Origin of the sequence: Vibrio sp. 1F263 (assembly GCF_041439035.1) — a bacterium.
In the GTDB taxonomy this organism is placed as follows: Bacteria; Pseudomonadota; Gammaproteobacteria; order Enterobacterales; family Vibrionaceae; genus Vibrio; species Vibrio tasmaniensis_A.
Map to the genome: position 1 here is coordinate 1 of NZ_JBGONI010000130.1, position 1214 is coordinate 1214.

A 1214-nucleotide genomic window follows, 5' to 3' on the forward strand; every position below is an offset into this window, starting at 1 on the left:
ACCTTGGAACTTCAAACACTGACAAGTCGCCCCGTGGGTTCATGGGGCGGATACGATAAGGTTGGGTGAACAGCGTCGATAAAAACTATCGTTTCACCCTTACCACAGCTTGCCTTTAGTGATTTATAACCATCTATGAAGGCTTGTTGTTTTGCTTCATCAAACTTGTGTGGAACGCCTTTCGGCTGCTTGTAGCTAAAGCCATTGTGGTGAAGCCATTTGTTCATACCTGAAACCGTATAATCAAGTCCAAATATCTCTTTAACATAGGCGACAATTTGATGAGTATGAGAATAGGTTTTCTCAGTCAAATGCTCGATTAGGTGCATGGTTTGAGTAGCAGAAAGTTTACTTTGGCTTCCGCCATTTTCAGGCTTAAGTTTTTCAGAAAGAACGTAGTCACTGAGGTGACGTGCAACGGTCGATTCATTAATACGAAGGGCTTGTGAAATCATAGTCTGACTCCAGTCTTCAGAAGCTAGCAAAACAGCCTTAATACGGTCGCAAACTCGACTGTCACGTTCATTGTCGTGCATTTGTCCGAGTTGTAGTTTCTGTTGAGGAGTCAGTGCAATTTTCATGGCTCGTAGCATGATCCTGATTCTAAAGAAAATCAAGCATCTTCAATGATCACGGGTATAAATACCAATCAAATTTGCTCTAATTATTCATTTTTTGAATTGATATTAAATCTGAATTGGGTTTCTATATATGCGATTTAACGTAATTATAAATATAATGGAGATATAAATGAAAAAAATCATTGCAGTAATACTTCTAGGAGTAACATGTTCTGTCTTAGCTAAAGAAGTGCCGGTTAATTCACCAGAAGTAGATTTGTTGCTTAGCAATAATACTATTCATGGTGTTCATTACGGGAAAAAAACAGTTCAATATTTTTCCGATTCAGGCACAACGTGGTGGATGAGTAGTGGTGATGTAAAACCCAGCGAAGGCACATGGCGCATTAAAAATAATAAATATTGTTCAAACTTTGGTAGTGGGGAAAGCTGCTACGAGGTTGTCCATGATAACTCACAAGATATCTATTACTTTTTAAAAGGCGATTTCCGAGCTCCGTTTATCCCTCGTGAGGGATACACGTTTAGCTCGGTAGACTAGTTGTTTCATTTATTTAACGTAACGGCACTTAGTGTGGCCCAAATTTAGACACAAGAACAGCTCCCTATTAGGAGCTGTTCTGCGTTACGGAG

Annotated in this window: 1 protein-coding gene and 1 pseudogene; one reads left to right on the plus strand and one right to left on the minus strand. The window is 39.5% G+C overall.

What is annotated here, in order from left to right; all coding sequences use genetic code 11:
• Window positions 1-53 precede the first annotated feature (53 nt).
• Window positions 54-593 (minus strand): annotated as a pseudogene (locus ACED25_RS23460) (winged helix-turn-helix domain-containing protein); the annotation flags it as partial.
• Window positions 594-750: 157 nt separating this feature from the next.
• Here ACED25_RS23460 and ACED25_RS23465 point away from each other — a divergent pair.
• A complete protein-coding gene (locus ACED25_RS23465; RefSeq protein WP_017097360.1) occupies window positions 751-1122 on the plus strand; it encodes a hypothetical protein in 372 nt (123 codons plus the stop codon).
• The last annotated feature ends 92 nt before the right edge of the window (window positions 1123-1214 follow it).